At 62.9% G+C, this 21,963-nt stretch carries 16 protein-coding genes; 9 read left to right on the forward strand and 7 right to left on the reverse strand.

The features are described from left to right. Nucleotides 1-9: 9 nt before the first annotated feature. Nucleotides 10-3,504: a PAS domain S-box protein gene (locus PSN43_RS00155; protein WP_272698687.1), complete on the reverse strand. Its 3,495-nt coding sequence runs from the start codon at nt 3,502-3,504 to the stop codon at nt 10-12. A gap of 319 nt (nt 3,505-3,823) precedes the next feature. Here PSN43_RS00155 and hcp point away from each other — a divergent pair, with 319 nt between their 5' ends. From hcp to murI, 5 genes are all read left to right on the forward strand, one after another. Continuing rightward, nucleotides 3,824-5,431, forward strand: a complete 1,608-nt coding sequence (gene hcp, locus PSN43_RS00160) for a hydroxylamine reductase (protein WP_272698688.1) — start codon at nt 3,824-3,826, stop codon at nt 5,429-5,431. Between the two features lie 248 nt (nt 5,432-5,679). Further along, complete coding sequence (locus PSN43_RS00165) at nt 5,680-6,918, forward strand: HD domain-containing phosphohydrolase (RefSeq protein WP_272698689.1); 1,239 nt, start codon at nt 5,680-5,682, stop codon at nt 6,916-6,918. Between the two features lie 4 nt (nt 6,919-6,922). Continuing rightward, entirely contained in the window at nt 6,923-7,834 is a 912-nt protein-coding gene (locus PSN43_RS00170; protein ID WP_272698690.1) for an HD domain-containing protein, read from the forward strand. A gap of 48 nt (nt 7,835-7,882) precedes the next feature. Further along, complete coding sequence (locus PSN43_RS00175; protein ID WP_272698691.1) at nt 7,883-9,133, forward strand: EAL and HDOD domain-containing protein; 1,251 nt, start codon at nt 7,883-7,885, stop codon at nt 9,131-9,133. 102 nt (nt 9,134-9,235) lie between these two features. Beyond that, nucleotides 9,236-10,075, forward strand: a complete 840-nt coding sequence (gene murI / locus PSN43_RS00180) for a glutamate racemase (protein ID WP_272698692.1) — start codon at nt 9,236-9,238, stop codon at nt 10,073-10,075. A gap of 128 nt (nt 10,076-10,203) precedes the next feature. Here murI and PSN43_RS00185 read toward each other — a convergent pair whose 3' ends face one another. Then, nucleotides 10,204-10,965: a substrate-binding periplasmic protein gene (locus tag PSN43_RS00185; protein ID WP_272698693.1), complete on the reverse strand. Its 762-nt coding sequence runs from the start codon at nt 10,963-10,965 to the stop codon at nt 10,204-10,206. Nucleotides 10,966-11,249: 284 nt separating this feature from the next. On the opposite strand from PSN43_RS00185, the gene PSN43_RS00190 reads away from it, so the two are divergent. After that, nucleotides 11,250-12,155: an HD-GYP domain-containing protein gene (locus tag PSN43_RS00190; protein WP_272698694.1), complete on the forward strand. Its 906-nt coding sequence runs from the start codon at nt 11,250-11,252 to the stop codon at nt 12,153-12,155. Nucleotides 12,156-12,491: 336 nt separating this feature from the next. On the opposite strand, the gene PSN43_RS00195 is transcribed toward PSN43_RS00190, so the two are convergent. Continuing rightward, on the reverse strand, nt 12,492-14,087 hold the full coding sequence (locus tag PSN43_RS00195; RefSeq protein WP_272698695.1) for a lytic transglycosylase domain-containing protein: 1,596 nt from the start codon (nt 14,085-14,087) through the stop codon (nt 12,492-12,494). 236 nt (nt 14,088-14,323) lie between these two features. Between PSN43_RS00195 and PSN43_RS00200 the strand changes: the two genes are divergently transcribed. After that, nucleotides 14,324-15,085 (forward strand): TrmH family RNA methyltransferase, encoded by a 762-nt coding sequence (locus PSN43_RS00200; protein WP_272698696.1) that lies wholly within the window; start codon nt 14,324-14,326, stop codon nt 15,083-15,085. 57 nt (nt 15,086-15,142) lie between these two features. On the opposite strand, the gene PSN43_RS00205 is transcribed toward PSN43_RS00200, so the two are convergent. The 4 genes from PSN43_RS00205 to ilvN all read right to left on the reverse strand — a co-directional run bounded on the left by PSN43_RS00205 (nt 15,143) and on the right by ilvN (nt 19,146). Continuing rightward, entirely contained in the window at nt 15,143-16,360 is a 1,218-nt protein-coding gene (locus PSN43_RS00205) for an HDOD domain-containing protein (protein WP_272698697.1), read from the reverse strand. Between the two features lie 279 nt (nt 16,361-16,639). Then, nucleotides 16,640-17,725 (reverse strand): butyrate kinase, encoded by a 1,086-nt coding sequence (buk, locus tag PSN43_RS00210; protein WP_272698698.1) that lies wholly within the window; start codon nt 17,723-17,725, stop codon nt 16,640-16,642. Next, the gene (locus PSN43_RS00215; RefSeq protein WP_272698699.1) at nt 17,722-18,666 is read right to left on the reverse strand and encodes a bifunctional enoyl-CoA hydratase/phosphate acetyltransferase; all 945 of its coding nucleotides are present in this window, start codon (nt 18,664-18,666) and stop codon (nt 17,722-17,724) included. Before PSN43_RS00215 ends, buk begins: the two co-directional genes overlap by 4 nt. Continuing rightward, nucleotides 18,667-19,146: an acetolactate synthase small subunit gene (ilvN, locus tag PSN43_RS00220; RefSeq protein WP_272698700.1), complete on the reverse strand. Its 480-nt coding sequence runs from the start codon at nt 19,144-19,146 to the stop codon at nt 18,667-18,669. It lies immediately after the preceding gene. A 153-nt stretch (nt 19,147-19,299) separates the two neighbouring features. Between ilvN and PSN43_RS00225 the strand changes: the two genes are divergently transcribed. Then, nucleotides 19,300-20,724: an SLC13 family permease gene (locus PSN43_RS00225; RefSeq protein ID WP_272698701.1), complete on the forward strand. Its 1,425-nt coding sequence runs from the start codon at nt 19,300-19,302 to the stop codon at nt 20,722-20,724. 10 nt (nt 20,725-20,734) lie between these two features. Next, the gene (locus PSN43_RS00230; RefSeq protein ID WP_272698702.1) at nt 20,735-21,670 is read left to right on the forward strand and encodes a universal stress protein; all 936 of its coding nucleotides are present in this window, start codon (nt 20,735-20,737) and stop codon (nt 21,668-21,670) included. Nucleotides 21,671-21,963: the final 293 nt, after the last annotated feature.

Genomic DNA, 21,963 nt, shown 5'->3' on the forward strand with positions numbered 1-21,963 from the left:
CGGGGCTTATTAGTCCATGACTTTCATGAGGTTCCCGACTTCGTCGCGGAACAACTTGAAAGCGGCCTCCGCATCGCCTTCGCCGCCGCAGGCGGAAACCAGCGAGGACGCGGCCAAAGCCGCCGCGTTCGCGCCTATGGCCGTGCAGACGGAACGGGCCGTGCCGGCCAGTTCGAGGGCCTTGGCCGCCGCGCCGGAGCCGAGAGCCTGGCCCAGTTCGTCGAGCAGGAGGTTGAGCTCGGTCCGTGCCGTCACCAGGAAATCAACGAAGATGGCCGCGTCCACGCCCAGGTGCTCCATGGCGGAATCCGGCGTCCAGGGCGGCAGCGCATCCAGGGATTCGGTCCCGGCCGGGTCGGCCCCGGACGCGGGAGGCGGCGGGGCGGGAACGGCCCCGATAAGCCGGTTGATGATTACGGACAGCTCGTGGAAGTCCACGGGTTTCGCCACATAGTCGTCCATGCCCGCATCAAGGCTCTTGTCGCGAAATTCCTTCAAGGCGTGGGCCGTGACCCCGATGATCGGGATATTCGGGTCCGGGATCGGTCCGCCCGGCACCGCGGAGCGGATGGCCTTGGTGGTGGAGATGCCGTCCAAAACCGGCATTTCGATGTCCATGAGAATAAGGTCGAAGGGCTCGCGCTTGAGCAGGTCCAGGACTTCGAGGCCGGTCTTGGCCACGGCGTAGGTGTAGCCCAGGTCCTCCAGCTTGAGGGTGGTGACCATGACGTTGACGTCGTTGTCCTCGGCCACCAGCACGCGCACGGGGCGGGACGGAGGCTCGGGCCGCCGGGTATCCTCCACGGGCAGAGGACATGAGAAGCCCGGCTCGAACCAGGCCGTAAAGGAGAAAGTGCTGCCCTTGCCCACGGTGGAATCCACCTTAATGGCCCCGCCCATGAGGGTGATGAGCTGCTTGCATATGGCCAGCCCCAGGCCCGTGCCGCCGAAGGCGCGGGTGGTCTGGGAGAAGCTCTGGAAGATGGATTCAAGGAACTCCCGGGGGATGCCGATGCCCGTATCCTCCACGGCGAAGGTCACGCCCACGGTCCGTTCTTCGTCCGGGCCGGGCCCGAGGGCGGGCCGGACGCGGATGGAAATGGCCCCCCGATGGGTGAACTTCACGGCGTTACCCGCCAGGTTGACGAGCACCTGCCTCAGGGACAGGGGATCGCCCTTGACGCAGCCCGGCACGCCCTCGTCTATTTCGAGGACCATGTCCAGCCCCTTCTGCCGGGCCTGCACCTCAAGCCCCTTGATGGTCGTGCGCACGTGGAAGGGCAGGTCGAAGTCCACGTGGTCCAGCTCAAGCTTGCGCGCCTCGATCTTGGACAGGTCGAGGATGTCGTTGATGATGGAAAGGAGGTGCTGGGCCGAGTCCTTGACCGTCCTGAGATAGTCGCGCTGATCGTCGGTCAGGTTGGTCTGGAGGGTGATCTCCGTCATGCCCACGATGGCGTTCATGGGGGTGCGTATCTCGTGGCTCATGGCTGCCAGGAACTCCGATTTGGCGCGGTTGGCAGCCTCGGCGTCCTCGCGGGTGCGCAGCAGGTCCTCCTGCGCCTTGCGGTTCTCGGTGACGTCGTCCCAGGCCCAGATGACGCCCTTGGACAGGTCGCCGGGGTCCACGGTCTTGGCGTACATGCGGCACCACACCGTGGAACCGCTCTTGCTCCGGAACGCCTGCTCCGTGTTGAATTCCCCGCGTTCCGTCAGGGCGGTCTTGGCCGCCAGGGCGAAATCGTCCTCGGTCTGGTAATGGCCGAGCAGCAGGTTCAGGGTGTTGTCGCGGATGTCTTCCGGCGTATAGCCGAAGATTTCCGCGCCCCGCCGGTTGATGGTCACGATCTTGCGGCCCACGGTCATGGCGATGCCCATGAGGGAGTTTTCCAGGATGGCCTCGAACTTGACCAGGTTCTGACGGATGGCGTTCTCGGACTCCTTGCGGGCCGAAATGTCGCGGATGTTGGCCAGGATGGCCGTCTCGCCCCGGTAGGTGATGCGGGACAGGTGAACCTCCACGTCGAACTCCCGGCCGTCCCGATAGCGCCGCGCGCGCCATTCCAGGTGGTGCGCCTTGCCTTCGAGGACCTCGCGCAGGGTGGCGGCCATGAACCGCAGGGGAGTGCTCTTGCTGGAAAGGTCCCGGGCCAGGGACACGCCCGCCGGGTCCATGCCCTCCAGGCCGAACATCTCGATCATCCGCTGGTTGACTTCGAGAATGCGTCCCTTGCCGTCGTGGATGATGATGGCGTCGTAGGAAAAATCGAAAATGGTCCGCATGACCTCTTCGGACGCCCGCAGTTCGCTGGTGCGCTCCTTGACCCGCTCCTCCAGAGTCCGCTGGGCCGTGCGCAGCTCCTTTTCGGCGCGTCGCCTGCGCGAGATATTCAGGATCAGGGCGAGAATTATCAGGAATTGCAACGCGCCGAAGGTGACGGCGACCAGGAACAGGGAGGAATGTTCGCGATAAAAGGAATCGGGCCGGTTGACGACCGTGCTTCCCTCCGGCAGCCCCGCCAGCTTGATGCCGAACCGCTTGAGCTGGTCGTAATCGAACTTCGGGCTGACCGAGCTGCCCCGCAGGACGGGAATCTCGCCGGGCGGGCGGCCGGACAGCACGTGGAGGGCGATCTGGGCCATGGCCTGCCCCTGGTCGCGGCCGTTGGCCAACATGCCGCCCACAATGCCGTGTCCCAGGTCCGCATCGACGATGCCGTAGACAGGCACCTTGGCGCGAGCCGAAACGGCCTGGGCCACCTCGTCCCTGCCGTAATACCGCCCCTCGCAGTCCTTGTTGAAGGCGGCCAGCAGAACCACGGCATCCTTCGGCAGCCTTTCCACCTGCCTGAGGACCCCGGGCAGCCCCTCGTCGTCGCAGAACTCCACGGCCACGGCCGGACCGAGACCGAAGAGCTGATCTTCGATGGCGTTGCGCACAGCCTTGCCCGTGCAGGAAAAATCGTTGACCACGAACACGGTCTTGACGCCCGGATGAAGGCGCAGGGCGCAGTCGATGGTCTGCCGCATATCCAGAATCTCGGCCACGCCCGTAAACAGGGGATGGTCACGGATCTGATCGGGCTGAAAGAAATTCACCCCGCCGAAAACAACCGGCACGCCGGGAAAGAGTTTGTCATGATGGCGGCGCAGGAAATCAAAAGCCGCATTATCCGTGGCCAGAATCAAATCAAGTCCCGCATCCCTGTACTTGTGGGCGTAGACGTTCAGCAATTGGCGCTCGTAGATGTCATTGAACGCCACCCGCTTGGTGTCCATGTACTCCCTGTGCAGGGTGATGCCCGTTTCACGGGGGCGCAGGACGTCCACGAGGCCGTCGCAGACCTCGTCGCTCCAGAGGAACCCCTGATGGTAGGAATTGAGCAGGAGAATATTACTCGACCGGGCGGCGCGTCCGGTCGCGGGCGCGAGCAGGACCGCCAGCGCCAGGAAGGCGAGCAGGAGGGGGCCACGGGCCCGGCATGGGCGAATCAGTCTCTTCATGACAATCCCTGCACCAAAAAGAATCGTCCGTTGTCTAACAAATACGCGGGAATTAATAAAGTCGGCGGAGGCGGGTCAGGCCGTATATTCATAAATTTATAACGCCGAAGACGTGTGACTTAAATTCGACTATAGTTCGCTTTATGATGGGGAATGCCTTCTCCGCGAATCGGCCCCGCCAGCCTTTTCGATTTTCGTTTTCCCGGCCTCTTTTTTTACATCTTTCCCCTGTTTTTGACTCAAGTCATACCTTGTTGCCGCCGCCCGCCCTACAAACGGAGGCAACAAGGACTTTTCATCGAAACAAAGGAGCGACACCATGTTTTGTTATCAATGTGAACAGACGGCCAAGGGCGGCTGCACCAAGATCGGCGTGTGCGGCAAAACCGATTCCACAGCCTCTCTCCAGGACCTACTCCTCCACTTCACCAAGGGCCTTTCCCAGGTGGCCATGGCCGCCCGCGAACAGGGCATCGAGGACGCGGAGGTCAACCGCTTCACCGTGAAGGCGATCTTCTCCACCCTGACCAACGTGAATTTCGACGACGCCCGTTTCGTCAAGCTCATCAATGAATGCGCGGCCCTGCGCGACAGGCTCAAGGCCAAAGTCCCCGGCGTCGAATTCGACGGCCCGGCGGTCCTCATGCCCGCCCTCGACCTCCCTGGCCTCGTGGCCCAGGGACGTGAATTCGGCGTCGACAACGACCCCGAGCCCAACCCCGACATCAAGTCCCTCAAGCACACCCTGACCTACGGCCTCAAGGGCGTGGCGGCCTACGCCGACCATGCGGCCATCCTCGGCAAGGAGGACAACGAGCTCTACGCCAAGATTCAGGCCCTGCTGGCCGCCACCCTGGCCACCGACCTGACTCTGGAGCAGGCCATTGAAGCCGGGCTCGAATGCGGCCGCATCAACATCCGGGCCATGGAGCTTCTGGACGACGCCAACACCTCCGCCTACGGGCACCCGGTTCCCACCGCGGTCAAGCTTGGACCCACGGCGGGCAAGGCCATCCTCGTCTCCGGCCACGACCTCAAGGACCTGGAGACTCTGCTCAAGCAAACCGAGAACATGGGCATCAGCATTTACACCCACGGTGAAATGCTCCCCTGCCACGGCTACCCCGAACTGCACAAATACCCGCACCTGGCCGGTCATTACGGCACCGCATGGCAAAACCAGAAAAAGGAATTCGCCGAATTCCCCGGCGCCATCCTGATGACCACGAACTGCATCCAGGACCCCAAGAACTACATCGACAACATCTTCACCACCGGCCTGGTGGGCTGGCCCGGCGCGGTCCACGTCAGCAACGAGGACTTCACCCCGGTCATCGAACGGGCCCTGGCCATGCCGGGCTTTGACGCGGACGTCGACAAGGGGTCGGTCCTGACCGGCTTCGCCCGCAACGCGGTCCTGTCCGTGGCCGACAAGGTCATCGAGGCGGTCAAGGCGGGCGACATCCGCCACTTCTTCCTGGTCGGCGGCTGCGACGGCGCCAAGCCCGGCCGCAACTACTACACCGAATTCGTGGAGCAGGCCCCGGCCGACACCGTCATCCTGACGCTGGCCTGCGGCAAGTTCCGCTTCTTCGACAAGCAGCTCGGCGACATCGGCGGCATCCCGCGCCTGCTGGACATCGGCCAGTGCAACGACGCCTACTCCGCCGTGCAGATCGCCCTGGCTCTGGCCAAGGCCTTCGACTGCGGCGTCAACGACCTGCCCCTGTCCCTGGTGCTCTCCTGGTACGAACAGAAGGCCGTGGCCATCCTGCTCTCCCTGCTCGCCCTGGGCATCCGGAACATCAAGCTCGGCCCCTCCCTGCCGTCCTTCATAACCCCCAACGTTCTCAATTACCTGGTCGGCAACTACAACATCGCCCCCATCACCACTCCCGAAGCAGACCTGGCCGAAATCCTCGGCTAAACGCCATTTCGATCCGGCCCGGCAGCGAAAGCAGCCGGGCCGGACGTTTTTCGGGCCGGTCTCCGGCCATCCCGCCTCCTCACTTACGCGGCTGCCTGTCGGGCCGCCCCCCCCTGTGAACCGATTTTCCACAGCCACATGCCATCTTTTTTCGCTCATTTTGTGCAAATTCGCGAAAATTTGAGACCATTTGCATTTTTACCGGAAATGGGTGAGACGTTGCGCAGAGCCTAATAAAGGGAGGGAAAATGGCCGACAGGCGACTCGAAGGCCGCGACGACGCCGTACTGGCGATTCTCAAGGTCACGGATGAAGTCAACCAACTCAAGGACGTTGACACCATTCTGGACAAGATTCTCCAGGAATCCAGACAATTTTCCGGAGCGGATGCCGGATCCATCTATCTTGTTGAGGATGACCGGCTCATCTTCAGCTACGTCCAGAACGACACGCTCTTCAAGGCCGAAGCGGCCAACGCCGCGCTGTACCAGAACTTCGCCATACCCATCAGCGAACAGTCCATCGTGGGCTACGTGGCCAAGACACGGCAAAGCCTGGCCGTGGACGACGCCTACGAACTGGCCCCGACCCTGCCCTATTCCCTGAACAAATCCTTCGACGAGAAGTCCGGCTTCCGAACCACCAGCATGTTGGCCATCCCCCTGATCGCCCAGGAAAGCAGGCTTGTCGGGGTCATGCAGCTCATCAACGCCAAGAACGAATCCGGCGCGGTGGTCCCCTTCTCGGAGGAGGCCCGGACCTATATTCCCATCTTCTGCAACAACGCCTCCGTGGCCATCGAACGCGGCATCATGAACCGCGAACTGATTCTGCGCATGATGCAGATGGCCGAGCTGCGCGACCCCTCCGAGACCGGGGCGCACGTCCAGCGCGTGGGGGCGTACTGCGCCGAGATATACGCCACCTGGGCCGCCCGCCGGGGGCACGGAGCCAAGGATATCAAGCGCACCCGCGACAATCTCCGGCTGGCCGCCATGCTCCACGACGTGGGCAAGGTCGGCATTTCCGACACCATCCTCAAGAAACCCGCCAAGCTCACCGACCGCGAGTACGACGTCATAAAATGGCACACCATCTACGGGGCGCGGCTCTTCAGGAACCAGACCTCCGAGCTTGACCGCATGTCCATGGACATCGCCCTGTACCACCACGAGCGATGGGCGGGCAGCGGCTATCCCTCCATTCCCCGGGACCAGATCTGGACCGACGACCTTCAAATGGGATGCGCGCCCCTGAACGGCGAGGCCATCCCCCTGTCCGCGCGCATCTGCGCCGTGGCCGACGTGTATGACGCGCTGGCCTCGCCCCGGTCCTACAAGGACCCGCACACGGACGACCAGTGCGTGGAAACGTTGGAAAGGGGAGCCGGGACCCACTTCGATCCCGAGGTGGTGGAAATCTTCATGGAAATTTTCGACGTCATCAAGGCCATCCGCAACAAGTGGGCGGACTCTCCGGGAAGGTAGACGCATGTCGGAAGCCGAACCGGACCTATACGACTTCACGAACCCCGAGGACGCGGAAAGTGTCCTGCGCGAGACCGAAGACCTCATGCGGGAGCTTTCCCCCGGACAGGACTGGACCGTCTTCCGCCGCGCTTTCGACGATGTGGAACGGCTCTTTTCCGGCCGCTATCCCGGCTACCGGGCGAGCAACACCCCATACCACGACTTCGAGCACACCTGCGCCGTGGTCCTTGCGGCGGCCCGCCTGATCTACGGGGCGGCGGCCGGCGGCGAGGCCTGCGCCGACGACGACCGCCTCAGGGGACTCCTGGCAGCGCTGTTCCACGACGTGGGCCTCATCCAGGAAGCGAGCGATACCCGGGGGACCGGGGCCAAATACCTGTTGGGGCACGAGGAACGGTCCATCAGGTTCATGCGGAACAACCTGGCAAAATTTCTCCCCGCGCAAGACATCGCCGACATCGCCGACTGCATCCGCAGCACCATCCTGTCGATGCCCCCCTCCGAGATTCCGTTCCGATCCGAAGCCATGCGCAGAATGGGCCAGTTCGTGGGCAGCGCGGACATCCTGGCCCAGATCGCCGACCGCCGCTATCCGGAGAAGCTGCTCCTGCTCTTCGAGGAATTCCGGGAAGCCCGGCTCTTCGACTACGACACCGCGTTCGACCTGGCGCTCCGTACCAGGTCTTTCTACCGGGACGTCGCCCGCAAGCGCCTGGACGAGGCGCTCGGGGGCGTGGATCGTTTCATTATCAATTACTTCCAAATGCGATTAAAAGTAGATAAGGACCTGTACTGGAAGGCCATTGATCGCAATTTGGCCTTCCTGGACAAGATTCTGGCCGAATGCGTCGAGGACATGGATGCATTTCCGGCAAAACTCCGTCTCAACCGCGTTCGAAAGCCCACATGCTAACGTCCACGGTCCATCTTGAATTCGGACTGCGTGAGGAGATTATTTATAATGCGTGCCAAACCTCAAACCTTTGAGACCATGTTCATCGCCCGTCAACCCGTCTTCAGGCAGGACGAATCCGTCTGGGGGTACGAGCTGCTTTTCCGTTCCGGCCGCAACGACGTAGCCGTCATCAACGACGAGTCGCAGGCCACGGCCTCGGTCATCGCCGACGGCCTGACCCTGGCCACGGAAGGCATGAGCCAGGATACCCGCGTGCTCATCAATTTCCCGGAAAAACTGCTTGGCGAAGACGCCGGGTTCGCCCTGCCCAAGGACCGCTGTGTAATCGAGATCCTGGAACACGTCCGGCCCGACGAGAAGGTTCTGGCCGCCGCCAGGAGGCTCAAGGACGCGGGCTACACCGTGGCTGTGGACGATTTTCTCGGCCAGGAGGAACTCCGCCCGTTCGTGGAACTGGCCGACATCGTCAAACTCGACATCCTGGCTTTGGGAGCCGACCCCGCGCGCATCAGGAAAACCCTCGCCACGCTGCCCCGGCACGTGACCACCCTCGCCGAAAAGGTCGAGGACAACAAAACCTTCCGGCTGCTGCGCGACATGGGCTTCTCCCTGTTCCAGGGATTCTTCTTCAGCCGTCCTGAGATCATTCCCGGACGCAAGCTCACCGCCGTCGAGACCACCAAACTCCAGATTCTCGGCGAGCTGGCCAAGCCGGACTTCGAACCCGCGCGGCTGGCGGCCATCCTTCAGTCCGACCCGAACCTGACCTACCGCCTCTTCCGCTTCATCAACTCGGCGGGATTCGGCCTGTCCACCAAGATATCCTCGGCGAAACGGGCCATCGACATGATGGGCATGATCCGCGCCAAGCAGTGGCTTCGCAGCGTCGTCATCGCCGATCTCAACCCGTCGCCCAGGGCAGGCGAACTCGCCTATCTGGCCGTGCACAGGGCAAAATTCCTGGAATCCGTCTGTTCCGGGTCCAACAAGTCCGAGTGCGAGGCGGACACCCTGTTCATGATCGGCCTCTTCTCGCTGCTCGACGCCATGCTCGGCATGAACATGCGCGACGTCCTCAAGTCCCTTCCCCTGGAGGAACAGGTGGTTTCGGCCCTGAACGGCACCGGGGACCTCGCCGAACTCCTCCTCCTGGCCAAAAGCTATGAACGCGGCCAGTGGACCGAGACCGCGCAATACCTGAAAAAGCTCTCCCTGAACGCCTTCAATACGGAACTGCTCTACATTCAGTCGCGCAACTGGACCCAGAAGGCCCTCGGATACTCCAAGTCGGAGTAACCCCGCCCGGCACCAGGAAAGGCCCCGCGATTGGCTTAGACATTCGCGGGGAAATGTGTCACTCCGGGGCGCGTAAAGGGATTGCATTCAAGGAGCGGGACCATGCGGAACAAGGCGAAATTGCCCATCGGCGTATTCGATTCGGGCGTGGGCGGATTGACCGTGCTCAAAGCATTGCGCGAGCGTATGCCCTGCGAGGATGTCCTTTACCTCGGCGACACGGCGCGGCTGCCATACGGCACCAAGTCGCCCCAGACCGTTGCCCGCTACGGCGTGCAGTGCGGAGGGGAGCTGACGCGGCGCGGCATCAAGCTGCTCGTCGTGGCCTGCAACACGGCCTCGGCCGTGGCCCTCGACGCCCTGCGCGAGGCCAATCCCGGCGTGCCCGTCATCGGCGTGGTCGAACCCGGCGCGCGCGCCGCCTGCGCCGCCACGAGCAACCAGGCCGTCGCCGTCATCGCCACGGAATCCACCATCGCGGGCGGCGCATACCAGCGCGCCATCCACTCCATTCGGCCCGAAGCCCGCATCCTCGGCCACGCCTGTCCCCTGTTCGTGTCCCTGGCCGAAGAAGGCTGGACCGAAGGACAGATTCCCGAAGCCGTGGCCGCCCGCTACCTCGACCCCATCTTCAAGCCCGCGTCCGGCACGGAACACCCCGTCATCCCCGATACGCTCGTTCTCGGCTGCACGCACTTTCCCCTTCTCGCGCAGGCCATCCGCCGTGTGGTCCCGGATCGAACCACTATCGTGGACTCCGCTGCCACCACCGCCGAGACAGTCTATGCGGAACTCGGCCGCCTCGGCCTTGCCCGGCCCGAAAACGGCTGCGGCGGAACCACCTACCTGACCACCGACGACGCCGCGCGCTTCGCCCGCACCGGCTCCCGCTTCCTGGGCACGCCCATAGCGGAACGGGACGTCCTGCTGATCGACCTGTAAGACGCGGCCCAGACCTCCAGGTTCCGAGACCGGCCGCTCACTCCGCGCTCGACAGCGCCGGTCGTACGCGACCGAAGGATATTTTCAAGGGTGAGAATGGACGGGAGGGAATATCCCGCCCGGTCCGGCTAGAACCGCAACAGATAGCGGCGGGCTATGGTATTGTAGGAACCGTCCTTGAGCATCTTGCCGAGCGCCCCTTCCAGGGCCTGGGCGACCTGGTCCTTGTTTTCGAGGCCAGAGGCGCGTGAGAGGACGATGAAGGCGGGTTTTCCCGCCAGAAGCTTCCTTGGAAGATAGACCACGGAACTGGTCAGGCCCATGTCCTTGAGGCGGTAGTAGGTCACGTCGATGTTCCCGGCGAAGGCGTCGATTTCACCGCCGAGAAGCCCCGCGATAATACCGCGCAGATCTGGGTATTCCTTGACTATCATGTCGCCCTTGGCGCGGGCCGCGGCGAATTCCGGGCCAAGATCCAGCCCGGCGGCCACGCCGATGACCTTGCCCGCCAGATCATCGTAGGAATTGAAGGCGAACCGGTTGCCCACCTTGGCGAAGAGCACATAGTCGCTGTGATGGATCGGGACGCCGTCCAGGAACAGAACGTACCGCTCGCGCTCCGGGCTGCGGAACAACGCCACGACCCCGTCGCAACTCCCGTCTCCGGCCATTTCCAGGGCTGTTTTCAGCGGTTTCATGCCAATTTCTATGTCGATCCCGGCGCGGCGGGCGGCCTCGTTGAGAACGTCCACATCGATGCCCGAAGGCGCTCCGTTCACGACCATGGAATAGGGCGCGAAATCCGCGTCGGCGACGAAACGGAGGGGCGCACCTGCCCAGGCGGTCGAAGCAAGGAGTAAAAGCAGGCAGGCTGACAGACATTTTTTCATGGGCGGTCTCCTGAGATTGACAGATGTAGATTACTCTATCTTTTTCCACTGTTTTCCACAAGAACCAGGTGAATCATTATCTGTTTCACCGAATTATGGAGAATGTCACAGAATGGATCGCTCATATGAGCAAGGGTTGCCCCCAATCTTCTAGATAATCTCCTGATTTTTACTAGCATTCGGTGGATGATTAATATATGAATCCGGGAATGGATACGAATCCTCGAGCCGCTCGGCCGGTATCCTACTTTCCCGTATCCCCGGTGATGCTCTTTCCGGAGGCTTTGGGGAACTTTTCAGTCTACCTCTGGCAAGGTGGGGACTTCGTTCTTTACACCTCTTCCGGCCAGAGATTCACCACCCGCCACCGCCTGACCCTGCACAAGAACGGGGTCAAGGAAGTGTACGTCCAGGGCTCGGAGCGCGACGAGTACGAAAAGTATATCGAACGCAACCTCGGACGGATACTGCTGGACGAGACCCTGCCCATCGAGGCGCGGTCGAAAATTTTCTTCGAAGCCACGACCGTGGTGCTCCAGGACGTATTCGACCGCAAGTTGCCGAGCGCCCTGCGGGCCAGGCACTTCGACCGCATCACGGACATCGTGCGCAACTCCATCAAGTTCCTGGCCAAGGACAACTCGCTGTCCGCGGTGGCCCCGTTCATCTCCCACGATTACAAGACCTACACCCACTGTATGCACGTATTCGTGTATTCCGTGGCCCTGTTCCAGACCTACGACATGACCGAGAGCGAGGTCTTCGAATACGGGCTGGGCGCGTTGCTGCACGACGTGGGCAAGGCCAAGATTCCCAAACGCATCCTGAACAAGCGGGGGCCGCTGACCACGGCGGAGCGGGAAATCATCAAGGAACACCCGGTGCACGGCGTATCCATGTGCGCGCACCTGCCCATGACCCAGAACACGATCAACTGCATCCTGTTCCACCATGAGGCACTGGACGGGTCGGGCTACCCGGCGGGAATAAAGGGTGACAACGTCCCCATGCCTGTCCGCATCATCTCCCTTTCCGACATCTACGACGCCCTGACCACCGACCGTCCCTACGCCGAAGCCATGCAGCCTTACGAAGCCCTCTCCCTCATCCGAAACGAAATGCGCGAAAACGTCGACATGAACGTCTTCAAACGATTCGTCGCGGTCCTCAGCGGGGCCGAAATCATCTAATCCCCCAGGGCGGCGAGCCGCTTTTCTCCCGGCCAATCCGTCCGACAGGGGATCGGAACCTTACCTCTTTCCTCCACACCTCAAAGGAATACGCCCGAAAAGAATGGCTAGCCATCTGTTCGGGTTACGACGCAACGACCTGGAATTGCGGCCTCCAATCCGCCGCGCCGTCCTTTCGAGGGATCAAGCCCTCCGCTTCCAACCGCCCCCCTTCCAGCGCCGCATGTCCCGGCAGACAGCGCAAACCATCCGGGAGGACCGTGGGACGTGGAGCCGGAGGCACAAAAAAGCCCCTGCAGGCATGTACCTGCAGGGGCTTTCCATCGGATTTTCTGATTACTGGACGTAGACCTTGAGTTTCTGGCCCGCGTAGATGGTGGTCTTGGCGCTGATGGAATTCCAGTGGCAGAGGTCGGACACCTTGACGCCGAACTTGCGGGAGATGGAATAGAGATTGTCTCCCCTGCGCACCTTGTAATGGACGACCTCGGTCTTGACCTTCACGGCGTCCTTGACGGCCTGCTTGGTGGCCGCGCTGGAGCTGTTGGGGATATAGAGCTTCTGGCCGACCTTGAGGCGGCTGGAACTCAGCCCGTTGGACTTCCTGAGCGTGGTCACGGTGGTGTTGAAGGACTGGGCGATGGACCACAGGGTATCGCCGGAACGGACCACGTAATTGCCGCGTTTGGCGGCGATGGCGCGAGTCTGCGCCTCGGACGAGGAAGCGGGCGCGGGCGCTGAGGCGGTCGACGACCCGCGGGAGCCGTGGCCCGGAACCATGACGTATTGGCCGGGACGCAGGGTGTTGGAGCGGGTGTTGTTGACGCTCTTGAGCACGTTGATGGGCACGCCGTAGCGGCGGGAAATGATCCACCAGGAGTCGCCGGACCGTACGCGATGGCGGGTGTAGCCCGCATACGGCTGGGCGCCGGGCTCGGACAGGTAGGCGACCATCTTGTCGGCCTTGTCCGAAGGCAGGTAGGCGGTGGCCTCCATGTGCGGCGGGCTGACCTGGCGGCGGAAGGCCGGGTTCAGGTCGTGGAAGTCGTTCCAGGTCATGCCGCCTGCCCGCGCCAGGGCGAGCAGGTCGGTGCCGCCGGGCACCTTGACCGGAACGATCTCAAGCTCCATGTCCCAGGACACGGGCTCGAAGCCCAGGGTGTCCAGGTTCTGGAAAATCTTGGAAATGGCGATGAACTTGGGCACGTAGTGCCGGGTTTCCAGCTTCAGGCGATTGCGTCCGGAGAGCTTGCGGTTCTTCTCGGTCAACTCGAAGAAATCGTCGCAATTGGCCTGTTTCAGGGCGCGCGAGATCTTGCCTTCGCCCGCGTTGTAGGCGGCAAGGGCCAGATACCAGTCGCCGAACTTGTCGTACAGGTCGCGAAGATGGCGGGCCGCGGCGTCCGTGGCCTTGTAGGGATCGCGGCGTTCGTCGATCCACCAGTCGGACTTGAGCCCGTACAAACTGCCCGTGCCGCGCATGAACTGCCACATTCCGCCCGCACCGGCCCAGGAATAGGCCCGGACGTTGTAGCCGGATTCGACGAACGGAAGCAGGACCAGGTCCTGGGGCAGACCGTACTGGGTGAAGACCCGGCGCACATAGGGCAGATAGGGCTGAGAGCGTTTCAGCCAACGCTCCATGGTCTTGCGCGCCTTGTGGTTGTAGTAGGTGAAGAAGAGCTCGACTTCCTCGTTCTCGTGGGGCTCAAGGTCGAACAGCAGGCCGAAACGCTGATTGAGCACGGCCTGCTCGGTCTGGGTCAAATCCTCGTCGGGGGCCACTTCGGGAGCGGCCTCGATTTCGGGTTCGAGGGCCTCGGCATCTTCAGGCACGAGGTTTTCCGCGACCTGTTCCTCCACGGGCAGGGCCGTCTCAGGGGTCGTCTTGGTGGAACAACCCGCGGCCAGGCTCGCGATGAGCAATCCCATCACGAGTAAATATGCACAGTTGAAAACTCTCAAGCGATCCTCCGAGTTCGGCACACCATTACCAGATAAGTCCGGCTTTGAAAAGTCTAGAAAAAATCTTGATTGCCGGAAGTGCGAGACTTCCAGCTAGCCCAGCTTGCCTTGGATTGCAATAGGAGCGATAAACGCCTACTAGACCCCCTTGCCAAAGGCAACCATGTGCAACTTTTTGCCGTGTTTATCACAAGGAATCGATAATGCAAGATCATGGCCGGGATAAAAAGGATTCGAAAATCTACATAGTTGGCAACAAGCCGGTCAAGGAGCTTCTACAGGATTCTCCACAAAGAGTGGACTTCGTCGCCTTCCGTAAGGGACGGCGCGACCAGGCGATGGAAGAAATTCTCGACATTTGCCGTGCCGCCCAGGTGCCCTACAAGTCGGTCTCGGCCCAGGAATTGGACTACATGTTCCGCGGCAACCACCAGGGTGTGGCCGCCCGGTGCGCGGCCCTGGAGTACACGCCGCTGGAACGGCTCCTCGAACAGGCGAGCGAAGCGCCGCTGCCCCTCGTCGTGGCCCTGGACCAGGTGCAGGACACCGGCAACGTCGGCGTTCTCGCCCGCACCGTCCACGCGCTCGGCGGGGCCGGGCTCATCGTCTGCCAGCATCACGGCGCCTATCTCGGGGCCGGAGCCGTGCGCTCTTCGGCCGGAGCCCTGAACAAGCTCCCCGTGGCCAAGGTCGGCAACATGGCCAACGCCATGAAGGATTGCGTCAACTACGACTTCACCCTCTACTGCGCCCGCATGACGTCCGACTCCGACAACGTCTACACCGCGGAGCTGCGCACCCCGGCCGTGCTCATTCTCGGCAACGAAGAAAAAGGCATCCGCCCCGGAGTCGCCAAATTCGCCGACCACAGCCTCCACATTCCCTTCCTCAGGGAATTCGACTCCCTGAACGTGGCCCAGGCGGGAGCCATCATCGTTTCGGAATTCGCCCGTCGATTGGGCTAGAAGCGCGACGAAACCGATCGGAACGCCCGCGGGCGTTCCCCGGTCCGGCGGAACGGCTTAGAGGAACGCGTCCAGAACGACGTCGATCTGCGCCGAGTACTGTCCCACGGCCTCGAACAGGGCTTCCGGCTCAAGACCCAGAATATCCCAGGCCTCTTCGTCCAGCCCGGGCATGACGTATACGCCGCCCCGGGCTATGCCCACGGCGTTGGCCAGATTATCGGCCACGTGAATTATGGCCGGATCGAGAGGATTGGGGTACCCCATGGGGTCGTGGTGGTAGTCGATCATGACGGAGAGGCTTTCGGGAAACCCCCAGGATTCCAGGAGAGGCTTGCCTATGTCGGTGTGGCGGAGCCCCAGGACCGACAGCTCGGCCTCCACCATGGGAAGGCAGTTCTCGCGGGCGAAAAGCATGGCCTCGGTGGCCGCGTAGGGCAGTTTCTTGAACAGGATCAGACGGCCGACGTCGTGCAGCAGGCCGCCGATGAAGAACCGCTCGGGAGAGAGGCCGCTCTGCGTCCCGGCAAACAGGCGGGCAAAGATGCCGCAGGAGATGGAATGCCGCCAGAAGGCCTGCATGTCCACGAGTTCCGGCGGGATATCCTTGAAATAGTTGATGGCCGAGACGCCCAGGGCCAGGGTGGACAATTCCTTTGCGCCCACCAGGGCCACGGCCCGGCTGATGGAGTCTATGCCCCGGGGAAAACCGTAAAGGGGCGAGTTGACGAGCTTGAGGAGCTTGGCGGACAGGCTCAAGTCGGTGCTCACCACCTTGGCGATGCGGTCGGCCGAGGCGGATTCGTCCTCAAGGATTTCCTTGATCCGAAAAAATATGTCCGGGAACCCGGCAAGCTCTGTCTCATGCCGGACGATGGCCTCGGGCGTGACCAGCCCCCTGACGAACAGGTCCTCCACATGCTCCAGATTGGCGGCCCTTCGTTCAGCCGGGTCCGGAAGCCGTCGCCCCTCGGCCACGGCCACCGCGGTCAGCTCCAGGGCGATGCGGAACATGGCGGCGACCGCCGGGTGATCCGGGTTCACGTAGAGGAAGAATTCACGGACGTAGTCCTCCACGGCCTGGAGGTCGGCCTCGGACAGCACGGAAGGCATGGGGAGCACCTCGACCTCCTCCACCCCCGCACGGCGTAGGAGCCTTATATGGCGGTCCGCCAGTTCGACGCCGCCCTTAAGGAGCAGTCTGCCGTCCCCGGCGATCAGGTCGGAGGCCAGGACCATGCCCGCCTTCAATTCGTCAATGCTCTTCCTGGTCACAACGGCATCCTCCCGGAGCGCACAATACTCCTCCCGTTTATACGCTATCGCACCCGTATTGTGAACAGGCTTGGGCAAACGGGCTGTCTCGTGCAGGATTTCGGATGGGCCGGACATCGGCGCGGCGGGGCATATCCCAGGACAACCCCGCGCAGGCAATGAAGATACCTTATCTGCCCGCCCGACGCCCTTTCGAGACCACGACCGAAATTCGCCGTGGCATTACACCACAAGCGCGAATCGAGGCCATGATTTCCTGGCGATTATAACGGGTCGCGCCTAATCGTCGCGATAGGTTCGGACCGGCTCCACGCCGCAAAGGGCCCGCGAGGCTCCTTCGGCCAGGGCGAACATCTCCACCTCGCCCGGAACCACTTCCACCGGAGCGAGAAAACCCGCCTGGCGGGACAGTTCCTCGACCAGGGGACGACTCCGGGAGAGACCGCCGGTCAGGACCACGGCGGCCAGATCGAGGCAGCCCTCGTCGTCGACAAGACAGGGAGCCATGGAGACGATGTGCCGGGCGATGCCGTACGTCATGGCCCGGAAGACCAGCCCGGCGTGCTCGTCGCCCCGCTCCATGCGGGCCAGGACCTCGCGCGGGTCATTGGTGCCGAGATGGGCGGTCAGCCCGCCCCGGCTGAGGATGGTTTGGCGCAGCTCGTCATAACCGCGCTCCCCGCTGTGAACCATATCGAGGACAGGCACCAGGGGCAGCCCTCCGGTGCGTTCCGGCGTGAACGGCCCTTCGCCGTCCAGGGCGTTGATGACGTCCACCACGCGGCCACGGCGGTGCGCGCCGATGGAGACGCCGCCGCCCATGTGGCAGACGATGAAATTCGCGGTCTCGTATTCCACCCCCAGCCGCCCGGCCACGATACGGGCCACCCCGCGCTGGTTCAAGGCGTGGAAGATGCTCCGGCGTTCCAGCCCAGGCAGCCCGGTCAGCCTGGCCCGGTCCATCATCTCGTCAGTGACCACCGGGTCCACCACATAGGCGGGCACATTCCACTGCCGGGACAGCGCCAACGCTAGAAGCCCGCCCAGGTTGCACGCGTGCTCTCCGTAACGGGCTTCGAACAGATGGGCGGCCATGGCGTCCGACACCGCATACACGCCGCCCTCCAGCGGACGCAGCAGGCCGCCGCGCGCGGCCACCGCGCGAATGCGCTTCGGGTCCGTGCCGGTCTTGCCCAGGAACTCGGCCACGACGCGCATCCGGAAATCGAACTGGTCCGCCACGCGGGCGAAGCCCGCCAAATCCGCGCGCGAATGTTGCAGCTCCTCGGCGGCGAGGATGCCGCCGTCCTGAAACAGGGCCACCTTGGTGGACGTGGACCCGGGGTTGATGACGAGAATGCTCATGCCCGGCTCCTGTGCGCCAGGACCGAGGCCAGGGCGATGGAGTGAAACTTGCTCGCGTCCGAATCCCCTCGGGACGGGACCACCACCGGCACCCGGCTGCCCACCACCACGGCGGCCATTATGCAGCCGCACAGCGTGGAAAGGGACTTGTACAGGACGTTGCCCGCCTCTATGTCCGGGGTGACGAGAATATCCGCGTTCCCGGCCACTGGGCTCTCGAACCGCTTGGTGGCCGCGACCTCGCGGGACACCGCGATATCCAGGGAGAGCGGCCCGAGCACCAGGGCGTCGCCGAACATCCCCTGACGAGCCATTTTGGTCAGGATGTCACCGTCAAGGGTGGCGGGCATCGCCGGATAATTGATCTTCTCCGTGGCCGCGAGGATGGCCGCGCGCGGGGTCTTCATACCGAGCATCCGGGCCACGTCCAACGCGTTCTTGAGAATGTCCACCTTGCGTTGCAGAGTGGGGGAGATGTTGACGCCGGGATCGGTCATGAGCATGAGCCGCCCGTCCACCGGGGACTCGAAAACCGACACGTGGCTCAGGATGCGCTCGCCGTGGGCCACCCCCGTCCGCCTGTCGAGAATGGCCTTGAGCAGCGTGGCCGTGGGCACGAGGCCCTTCATTATGAGCTGCGCCTCGCCCTCGCGGAAAAGCCGGACGGCCTCGCCCGCTGCGTCGGCGGGATCGGCGGCGGAGACCTGACGAAAGGGGGAAATATCGAGTCCCCGCTCCCCGGCCACACGCTCCGTCTCCTCCCTGTCGCCCACGAGGATCGGTTCGGCCAGCCCCCGCTCGTACGCCTCCAGCGCCGCACGGAGCACGAATCCTTCGGCGGGGCGGGCGATGGCGACTTTCGGCATGGCCCCGGAACGGGAGATATCCAGGGCGGCCTGCACCAATTCTTTCAAACAGGTTATGGGAGTGAAACCGGACACCTACTCGTCCCCGCGCTTGAGGGCGATCATGCCGGACCGGCACATGGACTTGATTCCGTAGGGCGCGACCATCCTGATGAGTCCTTCCACACGATTCTGGTCCCCGGACATCTCCACGGTGACGGTCTCCCGCCCCATGCCCACAACGTGGGCCCGGAAGACCTCGAAGACCTGCATGAGCTGGCCGGTCCTGGCCGGGTCCATGGCCACCTTTATCATGACCAGTTCACGGTCCACGAAATCGTTGCGGGAGAGATCGTCCAACTGGATGACCACATCCAGGGACTCCAGGTAGCGGCCTACCTTGTCTATGGCCTCGTCCTCGCCCTCCACACAGAGCACGATGCGGGACACCTGGGGATTTTCGGTCTCCCCGGCGGCCAGAGAGAGGATGTTGGCGTCATATTTGCCGCACTCCCGGGCCATCATGGCCAGGACGCCGGGTTCGTTGCGGCACAGGGCGGACAGGGTGCGTCTCAAGGGCAATCTCCTTGGTTGCAGTTGGGATGCGGAACTTTTCGGACTCGGACACAATACCCAATACTCGGCCGGTTGCAAATCCCGCTATAACCTGTCACGCCCCCGCGCTTTGGGCTGGCCCCTCTTTCCCGGGCCGTGTATACTCCCCCCATCGTGATTCACTATCTCCGAGAAAAACGTTGGTTTTTCATCACCTTGGCCATACAGGCCGTCATGCTTCTCCTGCCCGCCCCCGAAGGCGTGACGCCGGAAGGATGGCGCGTGCTCGTCATGACGGTGGGGGCGACCATTCTGTTCATCACCGAACCGATTCCCCTGCCCGCCGTGGCCCTGCTCATCGTCCTGGGCCAGGTCTTCCTGCTCGGCCTGGACTCCTCCCTGGTGGCCAAATCCCTGATGAAAGACTCGGTCCTGTTCATCATGGGCTCCCTCATGCTCGCCGTGGCGCTGGTCAAGCAAAAGCTGGACAAGCGGCTCGCCCTGCTCATCGTGCGGGTGACGGGTTCGAACACCTATTCCATCGCCTTCGGCATCTCCATCTTCTCCGGCCTGCTCGCCTCGTTCATCGGCGAACACACCGTGGCCGCCATGATGCTGCCCGTGGCCCTGTCGCTGATCCAACTGGCCACCGACGACCGAGACCAGCAACGCGCCCTGGCCGTACTCTTCCTGTTCTCCATCTCCTACGCCTGCGCCATGGCCGGAATCGGCACGCCGTCGGGCGGAGCGCGCAACGCCATCATGATCGACTACCTGCGGGATTTCTTCTACGTCCCGGGCGATCCGGCGACCCACAAGTATTCGGTTTCCTACCTGCAATGGATGATCTACGCCTACCCCATCTTCCTCATCCAGTTGCCGCTCATGCACTTCATCCTGCGCCGGACCTTCAAAACCGACATCCACGACCTCGGTCCCGCCGTGGAAAAGCTCAAGGAGCAGGTTGGCAGCGAAGGCGCGCTCACCGGCCGCCACTACGTGGCCATCCTCCTCTTCATCCTGACCCTGGTGGGCTGGGTGGGCTTTTCCTCCCGGTTCGGCATGGGCACCATCGCCATTCTCAGCGCGGTCCTTTTTCTGGTCACGGGGCTGGTCCGCTGGCAGGACCTCAACTCAGGGGTCAACTGGGGCGTGGTTCTGCTCTACGCCGCCGCCATCTCGCTGGGCGTGCAGATGCGCGACACGGGCGCGGCCGCCTGGGTGGCCGACCTGTTCATGGGGGGGCTGGCTCCGTTCGGACTCGATTCGGGCCTCGGGCTTCTCGCCGCGGTCATGCTCCTGACCACCTTCATAACCAACACCATGAGCAACGGTGCCGCGGTGGCCGTGCTCGGCCCCATCGTGCTGACCATCGCCATCGGCACCGAAACCAACCCCATGGCCGTGGGCATGGTCACCGCCATATCCAGCGCGTTCGCCTACTTCACGGTCATCGGCACCCCGGCGTCGACCATCGTCTATTCCTCGGGCTACCTGCGCCCCTCGGATTTCATGAAAGTGGGGTGGCGCATTGCGCTCATGTCCTTTATCGTGCTCCTGACGGCATCCAAACTGTACTGGCCCCTCATCGGCTTGTAAGGAGTTGCCCATGACCAGGGACGACGAAAAACTGAAAATCCTCATCTGCATCGGCGGCGGCCCCGAGGCCTACGCCAGCCTGCGTTACGCCGTCCGCCTGAGCAAGGCCAACTGCGCCGACATTACCCTGCTTTACGTCCGCCCCCTGGACAGCGGCCTCAACTCCGGCGGCATGGAAGTGCGCGTGGCCCGCGAGAACGTCCTGGACTGGGGCCTGGAACTGCCCGGCCTTCGCCAGCTCAAGGCCGCCCGCGACATTCTGGTGGAGCTGGGCGAAATCGAGCCCGGCGCCCGCCGGGAATGGAAGCACAGCGAAATCAAGGGCGATCCGGCGGGCGAATACGTCCGCGACTATGAAAACCCCTGCGGCGGCATCGTCTCCCTCAGGCTGCGCACCGCCTCGGACGTGACCTCCGCCGTGGCCGACGAGGCCAAGCGGTTCAACGCCGACGTGATCGTCGTGGGCGCTTCGCCCGAACCCATGACCGGCCTCAGAAAGTTCTTCTCCCCCAAGCCCCTCGCCCTCAAGATCGCCGCCCACGCGCACTGCTCGGTCATCGTTGCCCGGCACCTCGAACCAGGCCGCAATCACCTGGTCTGCGTCCAGGACACCGACCAGTCCCGGGCCATGCTCCCCATTGTCAGCCGGTACTTCCAGTCCAGCCACCATCCGCTCTCCATCCTGTCCGTGGCCCCCACCGAGGCGGACCTGCCCTCGGCCCAGAAGGCCGCGCAGGAGGCCGCGCAAATACTCGGCTCCCTCGGCACCACTCCGGCCGAAATCCTCGTAGAGGTGGGCGATCCGGTGGAGACCATCATCACCATCGGCTACGACTTCTCCCTCATCCTGGCCTCGGAATCCCTCAAACCATGGTTCGCCAAGGGATTCAGCGTGTCCCACGAAGTCGCGGAAAAAGCCCGCAACTCCGTCATGATCGTCAAATAGGCACCCCCAACAGCCGCCTCTATAAATCCCACTTTTTTCAATTCCATTCATCCCATCCGGCGTACTTCAACACTCGCCCCCGCGAAGCGGCCACAAAAAGTTTCGGAAGGGAGAGGAGATGGGGGGTCCGGGGGGAAGAGGAGAGGGAAAGCCCTTTTCAAAGGGTTTTGTGCAACCAGGAATATGGGTGACACTTCTGCCTGGGAACATAGGTAACACTTTTACCGTTTCTGTCCCGGCTCCAGGAATCTGATCAGGCCCCCAGGCCGATAACGCAGAAAGGGCTTTTGCCG

The sequence above is a fragment of the Desulfovibrio sp. Fe33 genome (genome assembly GCF_028532725.1).
Lineage (GTDB): Bacteria > Desulfobacterota > Desulfovibrionia > Desulfovibrionales > Desulfovibrionaceae > Pseudodesulfovibrio.

Bases quoted from the DNA above. Each gene is read 5' to 3' on its own strand.
- hcp (WP_272698688.1), top strand. From the start codon at position 3,824: ATGTTTTGTTATCAATGTGAACAGACGGCCAAGGGCGGCTGCACCAAG.
- PSN43_RS00175 (WP_272698691.1), top strand. From the start codon at position 7,883: ATGCGTGCCAAACCTCAAACCTTTGAGACCATGTTCATCGCCCGTCAA.
- PSN43_RS00200 (WP_272698696.1), top strand. From the start codon at position 14,324: ATGCAAGATCATGGCCGGGATAAAAAGGATTCGAAAATCTACATAGTT.
- PSN43_RS00165 (WP_272698689.1), top strand. From the start codon at position 5,680: ATGGCCGACAGGCGACTCGAAGGCCGCGACGACGCCGTACTGGCGATT.
- PSN43_RS00155 (WP_272698687.1), bottom strand. From the start codon at position 3,504: ATGAAGAGACTGATTCGCCCATGCCGGGCCCGTGGCCCCCTCCTGCTC.
- buk (WP_272698698.1), bottom strand. From the start codon at position 17,725: ATGAGCATTCTCGTCATCAACCCCGGGTCCACGTCCACCAAGGTGGCC.
- PSN43_RS00185 (WP_272698693.1), bottom strand. From the start codon at position 10,965: ATGAAAAAATGTCTGTCAGCCTGCCTGCTTTTACTCCTTGCTTCGACC.
- murI (WP_272698692.1), top strand. From the start codon at position 9,236: ATGCGGAACAAGGCGAAATTGCCCATCGGCGTATTCGATTCGGGCGTG.
- PSN43_RS00195 (WP_272698695.1), bottom strand. From the start codon at position 14,087: ATGGGATTGCTCATCGCGAGCCTGGCCGCGGGTTGTTCCACCAAGACG.
- PSN43_RS00170 (WP_272698690.1), top strand. From the start codon at position 6,923: ATGTCGGAAGCCGAACCGGACCTATACGACTTCACGAACCCCGAGGAC.
- PSN43_RS00230 (WP_272698702.1), top strand. From the start codon at position 20,735: ATGACCAGGGACGACGAAAAACTGAAAATCCTCATCTGCATCGGCGGC.